Below are 14280 nucleotides of genomic sequence, written 5' to 3'. Positions count from 1 at the left end.
ACTGCCTTTCAACTTTTAAATAACAACGGTTTAGCTATTTTCAATCTAATTTATATTTTTTGTGCACAGAACCTAATGAAAAAGGCGTTTTTGGGGTACATAATATAGAATCTATTAAAAATAATAATACTATTGATAATGCTAATAAGATTATATCTTGGGCTCGTAAAAATGAGATTAAAATTATTCATGTTAGGATTGGTTTTAGTAAGGATTATTATGAATGTCCTAAAAATTCACTTATATATAGTCAAGTTCCAAAGTATAAAGCTCTTCAAATTGGCACATGGGCTACTGAGTTTGATGAAGCCATAGATCATCAGGAAGATGATATGGTTATAACAAAGCATAGAATCAGTTTTGTATATGCAACAGATTGTGAAGCTATTTTAAGAGCTAATAAAGTTGAAACTGTTATAGTCTTTGGAGTATCTACGGATCATGTAATTGAGCTTTCAGTAAGAGAGTTGCATGATAGAGATTATAATGTTGTAGTCATTGCTGATGCTTGCGCTGCTAGTACAGCAGAGATACATGAAAAAAGTCTCAAATGCTTATCTAGTATTGCTAAAGTTGTAACAGCCGAAGAGTTTTTATCAAATAATTAATTGTTTAAGTTTTCTAAAATTTATCATTAATTTTAATTTAATTATTTTATTATTATTTACAATATGTTAGGATTATTTTTGTACTCGTGCACTTATGCATCTAATTTTAGTAATACACCCCCTTTAGGACTAAGATTAGATGTGTAAGTGTATGTTGTCTAAGTATATAGAACTTAATATCACAGTCATACTTTGCAAAGTATTAACGTGATCTTTTTGTTATTCAAGATTTTCAAGAAACTTAATTTTCTCTGTGAGATAAATCACAGTAAGTATACTTAATTTATATGAGATTTTAGTTAATCATTATATATAGAATCTGATATAACTATTTGCAGTAAATAAACAGTGCAAATTTGAAAAGCTAATATTTAGTTTTTGAGAGAAGAGTTTAGGCTATACTTTTAAGTGATGCAAAAAGTTCACTATGAGTTGAGCCCTTTTTATAGAAAACAGGAGGGTAGCCAATTTTTGCTTCTACAGTTATATTTTGTCCACCTTTATATTCTTTGTCTGAGTAGATATGTATCCAATCATCACCTTGAGGTAAATATACATCCCATTCTGTAGTACCTTCTTTATGTACAGGAGCAACTAACAGATCTTCGCCAAGAAGGTATTGGTATTGTATATCATAACAAGTCTCATCATTTTCATAATGAATAAATAAAGGACGTTGTACCGGTATTCCTCTTTCGTGGTTTTCATTTACTAATGATTTTATGTAAGGCTTAAGAGCGGTATATGTGCTAACCATTTTTGCTAGATGAGCTACAGCTTCATCATCTTGTTCAAATTGGAAATTCTCATCAGGTCTGTTACCTTCATGTGTTCTCATAACACAAGTAAATGCAGCCATATCACTCCAACGCATAAATAACTCTTTTGTTCTTTTTAGTCCATGTAAAGATGTATAGCCACCAATATCACTATGATGTAGACCCATGCCACTCATGCCAGCAGATAGTGCTGCTGGAACAACAGAAGCAAGACCGTCATGTAAGCTAAAGTCAACACATTGATCACCAGCCCATAAAAGAGTGTTGTATGGCTGGAAACCATTAAACCCAGCACGCATGAAGAACATGATCTCACCTAATTTACCAGCCTCTTTAATTGCTTCATAGTTTGCTTTAGCCCAAAGTCTTGGCCAGTCGTTATGTGCTTTTTTCGCATCTATACCACTATATAAAGTACAGTCTACAGGCAAGTATTCACCAAAATCTGCCATCCAGCCATCTAGACCGAAATCGATCATTTCTTTTTTGATTACTCTATTTTTATACCACTCAAAAGCTTCAGGGTTTGTTAGATCAACGACACCACAGTAGAATTCACCAAAATCAACTAAATATTCGCCACCATCTTTTGACTTAGCAAAATAATCAAGTTCAAAAGCTTCGTTATATAAAGGATAGCCTTTTACAAGATATGGATTGATATAACCTAAGAATTTAATACCTCTTTCTTTAAGTTTAGGGATCTCTTTATCCAAATTTGGATACATTTCTTTATCCCATTGCCAGTTCCAATTTAGTCTTTTACCAAAACTTGTAACTCTTTTACCTTGCCAGTCTTGTGCCCATATACCAGCTACTTTTACACCCTTATTGATAACATCGTTAGTTTTTCCTAGGACTGTCTCTGTACCATTTTGTAGACCTACTATTAAGCCGTTATAAACCCATTCTGGAAGCTTAGGTTGTCTACCAAAAAACTCGGTTAGCTTTTCTAACAGAGAAACAAAACTATCAGCTGTTCTAAATACAATGCTCTCAGGGATTTCCCAACATTCTAGCTCATGGAAATCATCATTTTTAAAGTTGAAATCCATATAAGCAGTACTATCCATATGGCAGAAGTACTTGTGTGTAGAAACGAAAGTTGATTGAGGGTAGTTAGTATTATAGTAATCACCACCAGCTTTGTCTTTAACATCAGCCATCCATGTCACAAGAGTACTTTTGTCACGACCAACGCCAGGCTCAGATGTCCAAAGTGGGAAATTTCTTCCTCTAAGATTAAAATATGAAAGCTGTTCACCACAACCATATACTTTCTCATTAGCATCAGCATTAACTCTAATCCAGAAGCGGTTGAATGAGCTGTCTATAGCATCGAAAAATATCTTGAGCTGATCATCTTTACTATAAAGAGATACGATTAATGCAGGTTTGCCATTGTATGAAAGTTCAAATGAGCTACTACTTTTAGAGACAGCATCTGCTAAAGGTAATCTTTCTGTAACATAATCAGATATATCAAAGTTACCACGATACATTTCCATTGAGTCTTGACCTTTACCAATAAAAAATGCTGGTTTTTCAGGACTATGCTTTAGCAATGTTTTATTATTGTAGATTATTTCTAACTGATTATTACTGTTATTAATCTGTAACATTATTTTATCTCCTATTTATATAAGTTTTCGTATTTTGAACCTGTCAAGTTTTCACAGATAATTTTGACATCTTCATTTACTTCATTTTTAGATCCGCCATCTTCTAGCCTAGAGATTTCGACTTTTATTATTTCAAAGTTCTTAGGTGTTATTTTAAATCTTGTTGAGAAATATATGCCAATAAGTATTAGTACTGTAGGTATAAATATAAATACGTACCTTAATGAAGAAAGAGTGCTTGCTGACTGATGAGCTAAATGTGAATCATAACCAATTAGTTGTAGTATTAGACCAATTAATGGTAAAACAATAAGCCCTTGAGAGACTTTTCGTGCTGAAGACATTGCTCCAGCGTAAACACCTGTTCTTCTTTGCTTACTAAGTAATACATCTACTTCTGTAACAAAGCTAAGCATTGCCATAGGTATCATATAACATGGTGAAAGGCCGATTCCTATTAGGATAAATCCTGCAGAAACAGTTAAAGCAGATGCATTTGTTTGGTTTAGCATCAATAGCCCTAGCATAGATAAAACCCAGATTGTAGCTCCAATACGATAGCTAGTTGCTTTACTAAACTTGTTAGCAATAAAGACATATATAGGTAAAACACAGATTTGAGCAATCCACATAGTACTTATGTAAGATACTAATTCAGGGCTTTCAAGATATGTTTTAATAAAATATACACTTAATGTCATTAAAAAGTCTAAAGCGGTAAATGCAGCTAAATATAATCCTAATTGTGCGCGAAAAGACTTGTTTTTAAATGCAGATGCAAATGAAGATAGTAGAGCAGTTAGCTTTGATATGAAAGATTTTTTTTCTTTTTTTGCTTCGTTAGTGTTTGTAGTTATTTCTTTAGTTCCTAAGAATACTACAATCCAAACTACTGCATAAAGTATTGAGAATACTGTAGCCATAACTACGTAAGCTTTGTCACTGTATGTGTAAGCTGTTAATATTATTGGAGCTACAGATGTTGCTAGTATTGATGAAAATTGTGAAAAGCCCATTCTAAAAGCAGATAGTCGAACACGCTCTTTATATTCATGAGTCATATCTGCAATTAATGCTGCATATGGTGTAATTACCATAGAATATACTACATCAAATATGCAGTACATTACTAAGTAATATATAAAAGCTTGTGTATCCGTGACGCCATTGACACCTACTTTTAGCGGTGTCATCCACATAGGGATAAATGTGATTATTATAGGTATTATCCCTATGAGAAAGAAAATACGTCTTCTACCAAAACGAGTGTTTGTTTTATCTGATAAGTTACCAAAAAATGGGTCTGTAATAGCCATCCAAAATCTTCCTAAACCAAATAATAATCCTGCTAGGACAGGTGATAAACCAACATTGTTTGTTAGAAAGATCATAAAGAATGTGCCTATAATAGCAAAAGCACCACCTCCAAAAATATCCCCCATTCCATAAGAGATATAGTTTCTGAGTTTTAAATTTTGCAAAAGAATACTCCTTGTAGTTTTAAATACTGGGTAAAGTCATTAAAAGTTTCGCTATAGGATAAAGATATTTTACATTATAGTCACCTGATGTTTTAGCAAAAAAATATCCATTGATAATAGGCTATTACTAATGTAGAATTCATCTGTTTAAAAAAATAAAAATAAATCTTGTTGGAGAAAAAATGAAAAAAATATTATTATCGTTAGCGGCTGTTGTGTTATTTACCTCAAGTTCTTTTGCAGCAGGTAGTGAGGCATCTGCAGGTAGTCCATTAAGCTCAATCTTAATGTTAGTAGTGTTTTTTGCAATATTTTGGTTCTTACTTATTAGACCTCAACAAAAAAAGAGCAAAGATCTACGTAAAATGTTATCAGAGCTAGCTAAAGGTGATGAAGTTGTAACAAATGGTGGCATGATAGGAAGAATAGCTAAAATTGATGATACATTTGTAGATTTAGAAGTAGCAGAAAATGTTACTGTAAAAATTCAAAGAAGTGCAGTGGCAAATATTCTACCAAAAGGTGCTACTAAGGCTTAATTAGCCATTCTAGAAATCTTTTAACTTTTTTCTTTTTACACGAAGGATTTTTCAATGAGTAATAATAAGAATCTTCCTATAAATCAATTTCCTTTATGGAAAAATCTTTTAATAGTCTTAATTTTAGCATTAGCGTTATTTTATGCTATACCGAATATTTTTGGTAAAAGTCCTGCTTTACAAATATCTCAAAAAGATGGTGATATCAGCACTCAACTATTAGTTAAAGTTGAAAAAACTTTAGATAAAAATAAAGTTGCTTATGAGAAAGCACAGATAACTAATAATAAAGATAATGTTTCTATCACATTTAAAGATGTAGAAGAACAACTTAAAGCAAAAAAAATATTAAAAGAAAGTTTAAGTAATAATTATATTATTGCTATGAATATGCTTTCTAATTCTCCAAGCTGGCTTTCAGCACTAGGTGCTAATCCTATGAATTTAGGATTGGACTTGCGTGGTGGAATGTACTTGATGTTAGAAGCTGATACAAAAACAGCTATAAATGCTCAATTAGACAATGCACTAAATGTAATCTTAGCAGCAGCTAAAGATAATAATATAGGTGTTTCTAGCTCAACTAAAGCAGATGAGAAATCAAATGTTAAAGCTCCACAAGATTATGTTACAAATGGCTATGTATCTATAACATTAGATAATTCAGCAGACGTTGCTAAGCTTAATCAATATTTAAATTCTGAGTTTAAGAAAACTCAAGATCCTAATATAACAAGCACAACTAGAGGTGATACTGTACTTATAACTTACAATAGCGCTAAAATTCTTCAATTAAAACAAGGTGCTATATCTCAAGTTGTAACAGTAATGCGTAATCGTATTAATGCTCTAGGTGTTGCGGAAGCTTCAGTTGCTCAAGCTGGTGAGAATCGTGTAGTTATTGAAATCCCAGGAATGCAAGATGCTACTCAAGCTAAACAGATTTTAGGTGGTACATCTACAGCAAGTTTCTATTTAGTTAATCCTGTTACAAATAGATTAGCTACAGAAGAGCAGGGTTATAAAGTTTACTCTCTAGATAATTCTAGAGGCTATCAAAGTTACTATAGTCTAAAAGGCGCTCCAGTAGCAGGAGGAGCTGATATTATTGGTGCAAGCCCATCTGTAGATCGTCAAACAGGTACACCAATTGTTATGGTTGAATTAAGTAGATCAGCAGCAACTCACTTTAGAAGAATTACGGGTAAAAATGTTGGTAACCCAATGGGTGTGATGCTTGTAAACACTACTTATGAAAAGGTTAAAGACAAAGATGGTAAAGAGAAAAATGTAGTTAATAAAACTGAAAAATTAATAAATGTAGCTACTATTCAATCAGCCCTTGGATCACACTTCCAGATCACTGGTTTAAGCCAAAAAGAGGCAAACAATCTTGCTTTGATGATTAAATCTGGTTCATTACAAGTTCCTGTACATATTGTTCAAGAGTCACAAATAGGCCCAAGCTTAGGTAAGGCTAACATTGAAAAAGGTATGCTATCTATAGTTGTAGCGCTTTTAGCAGTTATTATTTTTATACTAATCTACTATCGAGTTTTTGGTGTTATTGCAAATATTGCCTTGATTATGAACTTAGTATTGATTGTGGCAGTGATGTCAATTATTCCAGGGGCAACTTTAACTTTGCCAGGTATTGCAGGTATTGTACTTAACCTTGGTATGTCAATTGATGGAAACGTACTAATTTTTGAAAGAATTAGAGAAGAGATTCGAGCAGGTATGCCACGTCAAAGTGCAATTCATATAGGCTATGAGAAAGCATTTACAACAATTGTTGACTCTAATATTACGACTTTAATTGTTGCGGTTATTCTTTTCTTTATCGGGACAGGAGCTGTTAAAGGATTTGCTATTACATTGATGATTGGTATTGTGACATCTATGTTTACATCAGTTACTGTTTCTAGAGCTATGACTAACTTTGTTTATGGTAAGAAAAAGAAACTAGAAAAAATCTCTATTGGAATATAATTTTAGGTTGGGTTTATAATGGAATTTTTTAAACAAAAAACACAGATTGATTTTTTGGGTATCAAAAAGTACACAACTGCTTTTTCAGTGCTTATGATTATTGTTTCTTTGTTTTTTATATTTACTAAAGGTCTAAATTTAGGTTTAGATTTTACTGGTGGCTATCAAGTTCAGCTACAGACTTCAAAAATGCTGAGTTCTGATACTATGTCTAAGAAATTAGAAAAAGTTGGCTTTAAGCATACTACTATAACTACTTTTGGCGATAATGATAATTATTTGATTAAATTCGCTCCAGATGAAGTTAACTCTAAAGCTAAAAGCCTTCAAGATGCTCAGCAGCAGTTACAAAAAGATGTCGAAACTACATTGGGAGCTAAGGTAGAAAGTATTAACTATATTGGTCCTCAAGTAGGTAAAGAATTAGCAAGTAATGGTGTATTAGCTATAATTATTGCTATGGTGTGTATCTTGATCTATATAAGTGCTAGATTTGAGATGAAATTTGGTGTTAGTGCATGTATTGCATTATTACATGACCCTATTGTTATATTAGGGATATTTTCAGCTTTTCAGTTAGAGTTTGATTTGACTGTTTTAGCAGCAGTTTTAGCTGTGATTGGCTACTCACTAAATGACACTGTTGTAATTTATGATAGAGTACGTGAGAATTTTAGAAAAATGCGTAATGCAAGTGTTACGGAAGTTGTTAATAGAAGTATTAATGATACGTTATCAAGAACTATATTAACATCAGGTTTGACAATGCTTGTGGTTGTAGTATTATTCTTGTTTGGCGGAAGTTCTGTGCATAACTTCTCCTTAGCTTTAATTCTAGGTATCATCGTGGGTACTTATTCATCAATTTATGTTGCTGGTGTTGTTGCTGTAGCTTTAGGTTTAAACAGAGAATCACTATTGCCTAAACAAGTAAATAAAGAAGATATTCCTATACTTTAATATTTGTTAATAATTTATAGCAATTAGATAGTGTATAATGAATTTAGAGCATTTGAAAAAGGATAAACAATGAAAAAAATTATTTTAACAATTGGCCTATTAGTCTTTGGGATGGGTCTAGGGTTAGCTATGTCTAGTGATAAGCCTGTCAATACATCAAAGCAAGAGCAGACAAATAATTATGCAAAAGATAAAGCTCATCATAAGCTTGTAGATATTTATACGAAGGAAGACAAAACTTCAAAAGTTATTGGAAGTATTACATTTAAAAACCAAGATAGCTACAATATTTTCTATTGTAAAAATACTGGCTGGTGTGAAGTTGTTAACAAAGCTAATGGTAATATCGGTTGGGTAAGTTTAGATCAGCTTAAACAGGCTCAACAAAAATATGTTAGTTATATGCAGAAGAAAGATACTTTGAAAAAACTAGTAGAATACACGGCTGTACAAGACCAAAAAATAGCACAACTACATGCCATGATGATGCAAATGCAAAAAGAATTTGCTATTGTATTACAAAAGCAACAAGCACAGATTAATCAACTAAGTAAGGCTTATTACTATCAGTAGATTAAAATCTAATAGGGACCGTATGTCTAAAAAAAAGTTGTTACCAGCTACAAAACCAAAAACTTTACCTGTTGTATCTGATAATAACCTTAATTCTTATCTTAATTTTGTCAATAGTTTACCAATCTTATCTCTAGAAGAAGAACAAGACCTAGCAAAGCGTTATAAGTATAAAAAGGATTTAGAGGCTGCTCAGCAGCTAGTCTTATCACACTTAAGGTTTGTAACTAAAATTGCTAAAAATTTTTCAGGTTATGGTTTGTCAATAGCAGACCTTATTCAAGAGGGCAATATTGGGCTTATGAAGGCTGTAAGTAAGTTTGATCCAGAGCAAGGTGTTAGATTAGTGTCTTTCGCTGTTCATTGGATTAAAGCAGAAATGCATGATTATGTCTTAAAAAACTGGAAGATTGTAAAAGTAGCTACAACAAAAGCTCAAAGAAAACTGTTTTTTAATCTTAGAAGTTCTAAGGGAAAGATTGGTTGGTTAAGCTCAGATGAGATTAAACAGTTAGCTGAGGAACTTAATGTTAAAGAAGAAACTGTTATTGAGATGGAAAAAAGAATGTGTCAAGGTGATGCAAGTCTTGATCTTCCATATAAAGATGATGATGGCGAGCAATCTGCTCAGCAGAGTTTATATTTAGAAGATAAATCATCTAATGTTGAACATCAAATAGTACAACAAGATTATTATGATAATTTTAAAGCTGTTGTGAAGGATGTTTTAGGTAGTTTTGATACGCGTACTAAAGATATCATTATGTCTAGATATCTACTTGAGAAAAAAGCAACTTTACAAGATTTGGCTGCAAAATATAAGATTTCAGCTGAAAGAGTTCGTCAAATAGAAGAGGAAGCTTTAGCTAAATTAAAAAAAGCTATTAAAAATAGAAGTTAATAAAAATCTTATTTTCGTGTTTTCCAATAAGGTGCAAATTTAATCAGCCAAGAAAAAATATAGCTTATCAGTTTATTTTTACCATCTTTTTGCATTTGAGAGCAAGCATATTCTTGAAACTCTTTTAAAGACATATTTTCAGCTTTTAGCTGATTATTTTGAAAACATTTACTGCAATAAATATTTGATCCATTATCTACTTTATCCTTTGATAATGGCATTAAACAACATTCGCAATTTTTCTTTTGCATCTAAATAAATTTTTTAACAACTGTCTTTTAAGTTTGAATTCTTTTATTGAGAAAATCAATATCTTTATTAATTTGAAAATATAAATATATACTTATAGTATTGGTTTGGTTTTTAAATAAAAACTTTCTTTTTAAAAACTCTTAATAAGACCGTATTATGATGAGTAAAAAACAATTCGTTTATGTTAATATACCTCTTATATACTTAATTTCTTATTAAAAACTAATGAAAAATTTTATACCTAAAAATAAAACACAGATAAAACAAAATGTCTATTTAGATGGTTCGAAAAGTATCTCAAATAGATCATTAATTATTGCCGCAATGGCAGAGGGAGAAACTAGATTTGAAAACTTGCCAAATAGTGCAGATGTTTTAGCATGCGTCGCGGCTTTGAAAGAGTTAGATTGTACAATCGAGCATAATCAAGATAGTAAAACTTTAACGATTGTTGGCTGTAATGGAGAGTTTCAAAATAAAAATGCAAAGATATTTTGTAATGAATCTGGTACATTGACAAGATTTATAATCCCTATGTGTGCTGTGCAGGGATCTGGAGATTATTATGTTTATGCTAAACAAAGAATGATGGAAAGACCTTTGGCAGATCAATTAAAGCCATTAGAAAAGCTAGGTATGAAAGCTCAATATCATGAAAAAGCTCATGCAATGCCAATGACTATTAAGGCAGACTCTTTAGTGGGAGGTAGTATTGAGGTTGATGGTAAAAAAAGCTCTCAGTTTGCATCAGGCTTACTTATGGCAGCGCCATTTATACAACAAGGTTTAACACTAAATTCGATTACAGATCATAAGCAGCCATATTTAGATATGACAGCAAAGGTTATGGCAGAGTTTGGTATTAATGTTGATATTGAAAATAATACTTATAAAGCTAAGAAATCTGACTATACATCACCAGGAAGATATGTCGTTGAGCCAGATGTTTCAACAGCTTCGTATTTTTGGGCATTTGCTGCTATTACAGGATCTACTATAAAAGTAATGAATGTAACTAAAGAATCTAAGCAAGGAGATATCAAGTTTTTAGATGTGCTTGAGATGATTGGCTGTAGTGTTAAGTATTATGATGATGGTGTAGAAGTTACAGGCACTAAGAAATTAAAAGGTGTAAATGTTAATATGCGTAACTTCTCAGATACATTTATGACTTTAGCTGCAATAGCTTGCTTTGCAGATTCAGATACTTATATTTCAGGGCTTAGCCACACTCGCGGCCAAGAGTCTGATAGGGTGTCTGCTATGGCAGAAGGGCTTACAAAACTTGGTATGTATGTTGAAACAACACAAGACACTATTTTAATATCACCATCTAGAAGTAAATTTAAACCAGCAGAGGTTGATAGTCATAATGATCATAGGATTGCTATGTCATTAGCTCTTTTGGGCTTGAAAAATGATGGTGTTGTTATAAATAATGCAGAAGCTGTTAGTAAGACTTGTCCAGATTATTTTGATAGAATGAGAACTTTAGTAGGTTAATAAACTTATGAGTGTGAAAGAGCGAATTATAACAGGATATCTTGCAAAAAGATGGTATAAGAAGGCTCTTATTATCACAAGTAAGGATCATAGTTATCTTGATAGAATTAATGTCTTAAAAAAAGTTGTTTGTTCAGGATATTTAAAAACAGAGTCTCAAAAAGGTTGTGTTTTTGATGTTGAAGCATGGCCATTTGAACATAAGTTTTTTGATTTAATAATTTTGGATCAAAGTTTTTTATCTTGTTCGAAACAAATGAAATCTTTACTGCAACAATTGCACTTTTGTCTAGCAGATGATGGTGAGGTTATAGCTACATGTTCAGGAGATATTAGGCTTTATAAATTACTATCAAAATTCTTAGCAAATGGCTTTGTTAGTAAGAAGGTTCAATTAGTAAATCCAACAGGAAATGTTTTTATTGATTTATTTAAACGTATAGTGAGTAAAAATTTTGTTGTGATATTTAAAAAAGATAATTATTTTATAGTCGATGGTCTCAAAGTATCTGATCTAGTTAGTGAATCGAAAAAGAAACGAGTATACAGTGGCAACTGTGTGAAGGAGATATATGGGGATATTCACAAGAAAAAATAATGTTATAGCTTATACAGATGGAGCCTGTAAAGGTAATCCAGGTATAGGTGGTTGGGGAGCTATACTTAGTTATAACGGTGTAGAAAAAGAAATATATGGTGCAGAGAAAGAAACTACCAACAATAGAATGGAGCTTTTAGCTGCTATTAGAACACTAGAGACGCTAAAAAGAAAATGTGACATCACTATTTTCACTGATTCTAAATATTTACAAAATGGTATTAAGCAGTGGTTAGCAAATTGGAAAGCTAATGGTTGGAAGACAGCAGCTAAAAAAGAAGTAAAAAATAAAGACTTATGGCAAGAGCTTGATAGTTTAAGTCAGATTCATAATATTACTTGGAGTTGGGTCAAAGGACATAGTGGTAACCAAGGTAATGAAAAAGCAGATGAGTTAGCAAATAAAGCTATAGCAGAGTTAATGGAGAAGGGTAAAAATGGAAAACTTTAGCCATAAGAAAATTCTAGTTTTATATACTGGCGGTACTATTGGTATGATTAGTACTGAGCAAGGCTATGATGTTGAACCGGGATATTTGACAAAAACTGTTGAAGGTATTCGTGATTTTTATGAATATAATATGCCAGAATTTAAAATTAAGGAGTATACAAACCTAATAGATTCATCAAATATAAATCCTAAAAGATGGGTATCTTTAGCTTTAGATGTATTAAAGAATTATCAAGACTATGATGGTTTTGTAATTTTACATGGTACAGATACATTATCTTATACTGCTTCGGTGTTATCTTTTATGCTTGGTGAAATCCAAAAACCTGTAATCGTAACAGGTTCACAAATTCCTATATCAAAGATAAGATCAGACGCAATATCAAATATTTTAAATAGTTTAATATTTGCATGTAGTGATGAGATAAAAGAGGTTTGTGTATATTTTAGCCAAAGACTAATGCGTGGTAATAGAACTACTAAAATATCAGCTACAGATTTTGAAGCTTTTGACTCTCCAAACTATCCTACTTTAGCAAAAGTGGGCATTGATATTGATATCAAAAAAAGAAGGCTATGGCAGAGATCTGATAATTACGAGCTACCAACATTAGAAACTTTTGGGGTACCTAAAATAGCAATTTTAAGTGTTTTTCCAGGAATGGATAATGATATATTAGAAGCAGTGCTTGAGCCACCCCTACAAGGTTTAATTCTAAAAACGTATGGTTCTGGTAATATGATGGATGATCCTAATATCCATAAAACGTTAGCAAAAGCTGATAAAAGGGGCGTAGTTATAGTTAACTGTACTCAATGCATGTATGGTAGTGTAAAAATGCACACCTATAAAACAGCTAGAGGATTAGTCGATGCTGGAGTCGTATCGGGATATGATATGACAGATGAAGCAGCATTAGGGAAGCTTTTTTACTTGCTAAGTCAACCGGGTATTTCTCAACAGCAGATTAAAGATGCTTTTAATATTTCTTTACAAGGTGAGGTAACAATCTAATTAGATTAGCTAATAAAAACTTGTTCATTAAAATATTCTAAGATAGTATATGAAATATAATATATGAAAAAATATTCAGATAATCTAAGGAGAAAGTATGAGTGATATAGCTGAGTTAATAAAAGGCAATAGAGAATGGGCTCAAGAAATAGAAAAAACTAATCCAGGTTTTTTTGAAACATTATCAAAAGGACAATCTCCAGAATATCTTTGGATTGGTTGTTCAGATAGTCGTGTCCCAGCTAACCAAGTTTGTGGTTTAATACCTGGTGAAGTATTTGTTCATCGTAATATTGCAAATGTAGTTTCTCTTACTGACTTAAACTGTTTGTCAGTGCTGCAATTTGCTATCGAAGTTCTTAAAGTTAAGAAGATAATCGTATGTGGGCATTATGCTTGTGGTGGTGTTGATACTGTTGTTAGAGACAAAAGCTTTGGTTTGATAGATAACTGGTTAACTTCTATTCGTGAAATTAAAGAGCAAAATAAAGAGTTTGTAGAAGAGACATTGGCGTATACGAAAGATAATGAAGAAGAGTATATGAAGAAAAAAGTTGACATGATGTGCGAGCTTAATGCTCTTCATCAGGCTTTAAATCTTTGTAAAACTACTGTGGTAAGTGATGCTTGGTCTAAGAAAGGTTTAGATTTTACAGTTCATGCAGCCATTTATGGTGTAGGTGATGGTAAGTTGTATGAAATTGGTGGAGGCGTAGGCTCTAGAGCAGAAATGGATGCTATGTACGCTAAAGCTATCAAAGATATCAAATCTAGATATTGTCAGTAATTTTTATCTCTAATATTTCATTTTAATACAAAGATAGTCCTAATTGTAAAGCTATAAGCAGCCTTCCTAATTGTTTTATTAGAGCTATAAGAAAAATATTTATGGTAAAAATATTGAGGAAGTTTTAATATCTGATCTATTTAGGGACTGTTGAAATCTGATATTAATTTTAAAATTGTTTAAAATATACTGAAAAGTAATATATGATTTTTTTATGTT

General features: G+C 31.9%; 14 protein-coding genes. 11 read left to right on the top strand and 3 right to left on the bottom strand.

The features are described from left to right. The first annotated feature begins 59 nt into the window (after window positions 1-59). Complete coding sequence (locus AB8E56_RS09375) at window positions 60-608, top strand: isochorismatase family cysteine hydrolase (RefSeq protein WP_329480412.1); 549 nt, start codon at window positions 60-62, stop codon at window positions 606-608. A 391-nt stretch (window positions 609-999) separates the two neighbouring features. Here the strand turns inward: AB8E56_RS09375 and AB8E56_RS09370 are convergent, their stop codons facing one another. After that, window positions 1000-3009 carry an alpha-glucosidase gene (locus AB8E56_RS09370; RefSeq protein ID WP_329480410.1) on the bottom strand — a complete coding sequence of 670 codons (2010 nt, stop codon included), beginning with the start codon at window positions 3007-3009 and terminating at the stop codon, window positions 1000-1002. A gap of 11 nt (window positions 3010-3020) precedes the next feature. Then, on the bottom strand, window positions 3021-4490 hold the full coding sequence (locus tag AB8E56_RS09365; RefSeq protein WP_329480408.1) for an MFS transporter: 1470 nt from the start codon (window positions 4488-4490) through the stop codon (window positions 3021-3023). 182 nt (window positions 4491-4672) lie between these two features. Between AB8E56_RS09365 and yajC the strand changes: the two genes are divergently transcribed. The 5 genes from yajC (at window position 4673) to rpoH (ending at window position 9455) form a co-directional block, all read left to right on the top strand. Then, a complete protein-coding gene (gene yajC, locus AB8E56_RS09360; RefSeq protein ID WP_150467731.1) occupies window positions 4673-5029 on the top strand; it encodes a preprotein translocase subunit YajC in 357 nt (118 codons plus the stop codon). Between the two features lie 54 nt (window positions 5030-5083). After that, a complete protein-coding gene (gene secD / locus AB8E56_RS09355) occupies window positions 5084-7021 on the top strand; it encodes a protein translocase subunit SecD (RefSeq protein WP_329480405.1) in 1938 nt (645 codons plus the stop codon). 18 nt (window positions 7022-7039) lie between these two features. Further along, window positions 7040-7981, top strand: coding sequence for a protein translocase subunit SecF (secF, locus tag AB8E56_RS09350; protein ID WP_329480403.1), 942 nt, complete (start codon window positions 7040-7042; stop codon window positions 7979-7981). Between the two features lie 69 nt (window positions 7982-8050). After that, entirely contained in the window at window positions 8051-8554 is a 504-nt protein-coding gene (locus AB8E56_RS09345) for a hypothetical protein (protein ID WP_329480401.1), read from the top strand. Between the two features lie 22 nt (window positions 8555-8576). After that, a complete protein-coding gene (rpoH, locus tag AB8E56_RS09340; protein ID WP_329480399.1) occupies window positions 8577-9455 on the top strand; it encodes an RNA polymerase sigma factor RpoH in 879 nt (292 codons plus the stop codon). Window positions 9456-9463: 8 nt separating this feature from the next. Here the strand turns inward: rpoH and AB8E56_RS09335 are convergent, their stop codons facing one another. Then, complete coding sequence (locus tag AB8E56_RS09335; RefSeq protein WP_329480397.1) at window positions 9464-9706, bottom strand: zinc ribbon domain-containing protein; 243 nt, start codon at window positions 9704-9706, stop codon at window positions 9464-9466. 226 nt (window positions 9707-9932) lie between these two features. Here AB8E56_RS09335 and aroA point away from each other — a divergent pair, with 226 nt between their 5' ends. The 5 genes from aroA (at window position 9933) to AB8E56_RS09310 (ending at window position 14061) form a co-directional block, all read left to right on the top strand. After that, window positions 9933-11210 (top strand): 3-phosphoshikimate 1-carboxyvinyltransferase, encoded by a 1278-nt coding sequence (gene aroA, locus AB8E56_RS09330; protein ID WP_329480395.1) that lies wholly within the window; start codon window positions 9933-9935, stop codon window positions 11208-11210. Window positions 11211-11217: 7 nt separating this feature from the next. Further along, complete coding sequence (locus tag AB8E56_RS09325) at window positions 11218-11808, top strand: class I SAM-dependent methyltransferase (protein WP_329480393.1); 591 nt, start codon at window positions 11218-11220, stop codon at window positions 11806-11808. Next, window positions 11783-12259, top strand: a complete 477-nt coding sequence (rnhA, locus tag AB8E56_RS09320; RefSeq protein ID WP_329480390.1) for a ribonuclease HI — start codon at window positions 11783-11785, stop codon at window positions 12257-12259. The genes AB8E56_RS09325 and rnhA overlap by 26 nt, the downstream gene beginning before the upstream one ends. Beyond that, a complete protein-coding gene (ansA, locus tag AB8E56_RS09315) occupies window positions 12246-13274 on the top strand; it encodes an asparaginase (RefSeq protein WP_329480388.1) in 1029 nt (342 codons plus the stop codon). The genes rnhA and ansA overlap by 14 nt, the downstream gene beginning before the upstream one ends. Window positions 13275-13371: 97 nt before the next feature. Beyond that, on the top strand, window positions 13372-14061 hold the full coding sequence (locus AB8E56_RS09310; protein WP_329480386.1) for a carbonic anhydrase: 690 nt from the start codon (window positions 13372-13374) through the stop codon (window positions 14059-14061). Window positions 14062-14280 lie beyond the last annotated feature (219 nt).

The organism is Francisella sp. 19X1-34, from assembly GCF_041102755.1.
Taxonomy (GTDB): Bacteria; Pseudomonadota; Gammaproteobacteria; order Francisellales; family Francisellaceae; genus Francisella.
This window is presented reverse-complemented; position numbering and strand designations above follow the sequence as displayed.

Excerpts from the sequence above, each read along its gene's own strand:
- ansA (WP_329480388.1), top strand. The coding sequence starts at position 12,246 with ATGGAAAACTTTAGCCATAAGAAAATTCTAGTTTTATATACTGGCGGT.
- secD (WP_329480405.1), top strand. The coding sequence starts at position 5,084 with ATGAGTAATAATAAGAATCTTCCTATAAATCAATTTCCTTTATGGAAA.
- AB8E56_RS09345 (WP_329480401.1), top strand. The coding sequence starts at position 8,051 with ATGAAAAAAATTATTTTAACAATTGGCCTATTAGTCTTTGGGATGGGT.
- secF (WP_329480403.1), top strand. The coding sequence starts at position 7,040 with ATGGAATTTTTTAAACAAAAAACACAGATTGATTTTTTGGGTATCAAA.
- AB8E56_RS09335 (WP_329480397.1), bottom strand. The coding sequence starts at position 9,706 with ATGCAAAAGAAAAATTGCGAATGTTGTTTAATGCCATTATCAAAGGAT.
- rpoH (WP_329480399.1), top strand. The coding sequence starts at position 8,577 with ATGTCTAAAAAAAAGTTGTTACCAGCTACAAAACCAAAAACTTTACCT.
- AB8E56_RS09310 (WP_329480386.1), top strand. The coding sequence starts at position 13,372 with ATGAGTGATATAGCTGAGTTAATAAAAGGCAATAGAGAATGGGCTCAA.
- AB8E56_RS09325 (WP_329480393.1), top strand. The coding sequence starts at position 11,218 with ATGAGTGTGAAAGAGCGAATTATAACAGGATATCTTGCAAAAAGATGG.
- yajC (WP_150467731.1), top strand. The coding sequence starts at position 4,673 with ATGAAAAAAATATTATTATCGTTAGCGGCTGTTGTGTTATTTACCTCA.
- AB8E56_RS09370 (WP_329480410.1), bottom strand. The coding sequence starts at position 3,009 with ATGTTACAGATTAATAACAGTAATAATCAGTTAGAAATAATCTACAAT.
- rnhA (WP_329480390.1), top strand. The coding sequence starts at position 11,783 with ATGGGGATATTCACAAGAAAAAATAATGTTATAGCTTATACAGATGGA.
- aroA (WP_329480395.1), top strand. The coding sequence starts at position 9,933 with ATGAAAAATTTTATACCTAAAAATAAAACACAGATAAAACAAAATGTC.